The organism is Pontibacter rugosus, assembly GCF_042678745.1.
In the GTDB taxonomy this organism is placed as follows: Bacteria; Bacteroidota; Bacteroidia; order Cytophagales; family Hymenobacteraceae; genus Pontibacter; species Pontibacter rugosus.
In genome coordinates, this window is the sequence record NZ_JBHTLD010000376.1 from 1 (window position 1) to 2226 (window position 2226).

A 2226-nucleotide genomic window follows, 5' to 3' on the forward strand; every position below is an offset into this window, starting at 1 on the left:
CTTCTGAATAAGAGTAGAAATAAATTTTATAATACATACTCTTACTTTTTAGATATAAAATAAAATTACTTTGCCCAACACTGGTAGCTGTTGCACAACTCAGCAGTAACTTCTGGCATCTATTCCGTTTCCGATTTCGCTTCTCTCCAAAACCGTCTTGAAAAACGCTTTCAGCTCCGGCCTGGGCAAGGCCATGACAGCTGTTTGGCTCCTTTCTGGCTTGAATCGCAGCAGTTTCTGCAGGTTGTAGGCCGCAGCAGCCAGCAGCATCCCCTTGTGGGCCTGTTCCAGCCCCCGCGTGTTGATCTTGCCCATGCCCAGAAAGTTCACCAGCGTGCCCAGCACCGGCTCCACGGTGGCTTGCCGGAGTCCTTTCATGCGCCGCCCCCAGCGCGTGCGCAGGCGGGCGATGACCCACTCGTACTCGTCGCGGTAATAGGTGATCTCCACCTTGCGCTCGTGCCCCTTGCCGATACAGCCCTCTTTGTAAGGACACTGCTTGCAGTCCCTTCTGGTGGTGAAGTAAAGCCTCTTTTTGATGTTGTTCTTGGGCTCTACCTTTACCTTTCGGAATGTTACTTTCTTGCCCCAGGGGCAGAGCCAGTAGTCCTCCTCTCTGTGATAGGTGAAGCCCTCCGGGCCACCTTTGTAGGTGCCATGCGGCGGGATGTAGGCCGTGATCCCGTTTTCTTCCAGCAGGTGGTAGTTCTCTCCTGAGGAGTAGCCCGCGTCAGCCAGCAGGGCAGTGCAGCCAAGCCCCAGGCGCCCAAGCCTTGAGGTGAGGGCCGTGAAGAGATGCGGCAGGCACTGGTTGTCTTTGCGCTCGGCCAGATCTGCGTGGGTGTGGGTGATCACGTAACGGCTAGCGTCCACGGCCAGCTGCATCAGGTAGCAGAGCTTCCTGGCTTTGCCCGGCTTTACCGCTATCCGCGCATCGGGGTCCACCGGGGAGTAATGGGTCTTGTTGGAGGTGTATTTCGAGCCCTTGTTGCGGGCGCCGGGGCGGTAGTCCTGCTCCAAACCCCACTTGCGGTTGCGGGCCTTGATCTCCAGCAGCTCGTCGCGGCTGGCGGTGATGGTTCTCTGCAGAGGGGTGGCTTTGTCGGCCTTCGCTTTTCGGTCCCCGTGGCTGATGGCCCTGACCCGTTCCAGATGGGCATCCAGCTCTTGCTGTGGCACCTTCAGCTCCAACGAGTCCATGGAGGCATTGGCCTTGACCAAAGCCGAATCCACCGCCTGCGTATGGCCTGCCACCATGCCTGCCTCCACGCATAGGCAGAGCACGCGGGTAAAGACTTCTTCAAATAAGCTGGGAGGCAATAGCTGGCGTGTACGTGACACCGTCGAGTGCCAGGGCAGCGGCTCGTCGAGCTGGTAGTCCAGGAAGTACAAGAGGTCCAGCCGCAGGCTGCAGTGCTCGATGAGTTTTCTGTCTGAGATGATGTTCTCCAGGTGGCCCACCAGGCAGAGCTTGAAGAAAACCACCGGATCGATCGAGCGCTGCCCGCAGCTGCCGTAGTATTTGCTGGTCAACTCGTAAAGAAACGAAAGGTCCAGCCTCGCTTTGAGCCGGCGGTAGAAGTTATGCGCCGGCACGTGCGCCGAGAGCGAGAAACGCAGCTCCCGCTCGTCTTCAAAAGTTTTCCTGCCCTGCATCGCCTCAATGATTTGGTGCTATCTCCTTTTACGCTTATCTTCAGAAAGTTGTGCAACAAGCACACTGTATAAACATCATGCAACGGCCGACGGCCTTGCACGTTATTTATACTAGTCCGTTGTCGTACATTTCAAAATACAGCATACACAAAGAATGACAAGAACGTTAAAATAGGCATAATGGGGCTGTTACTTGGGGTAATAATACCAGTGCTGATAATCCTGCTTCCAATAATTATTTTAGTAGTGATTGGAAAGAGCAAGAACAAAGCAGGACGGATGAAGTTTAGCTTAGCTATTTTAGGCTGTTCCTTATTAGGTGTAGTTGTTCCAATACTTGCGACTTATTTTTCAGCGAAAGGTCTCATGTATAACTTTGGACCTGATGAACCGAAATGTGTAATAGGAGCTGGAATATTTTTGTTCCTCGGTTACCTGATTAATCTGATTGGACTACCGATTACAGGGGTAGCTCTGTTCCCATCGAAACATTCTAGTAATGTATAAACTTTTAAAATAAAAGGTAAAAGGCTATCCACTTATATACTCCATACTTCGGCCTACCACCTA

Annotated in this window: 2 protein-coding genes; one reads left to right on the plus strand and one right to left on the minus strand. The window is 52.7% G+C overall.

What is annotated here, in order from left to right; translation table 11 throughout:
- Positions 1–99 precede the first annotated feature (99 nt).
- Entirely contained in the window at positions 100–1656 is a 1557-nt protein-coding gene (locus ACFQ2O_RS21310; protein WP_377532856.1) for an IS1182 family transposase, read from the minus strand.
- Between the two features lie 180 nt (positions 1657–1836).
- Here ACFQ2O_RS21310 and ACFQ2O_RS21315 point away from each other — a divergent pair, with 180 nt between their 5' ends.
- Complete coding sequence (locus tag ACFQ2O_RS21315; protein WP_377532858.1) at positions 1837–2163, plus strand: hypothetical protein; 327 nt, start codon at positions 1837–1839, stop codon at positions 2161–2163.
- Positions 2164–2226: the final 63 nt, after the last annotated feature.

Bases quoted from the DNA above. Each gene is read 5' to 3' on its own strand.
- ACFQ2O_RS21310 (WP_377532856.1), bottom strand. From the start codon at position 1,656: ATGCAGGGCAGGAAAACTTTTGAAGACGAGCGGGAGCTGCGTTTCTCG.
- ACFQ2O_RS21315 (WP_377532858.1), top strand. From the start codon at position 1,837: ATGGGGCTGTTACTTGGGGTAATAATACCAGTGCTGATAATCCTGCTT.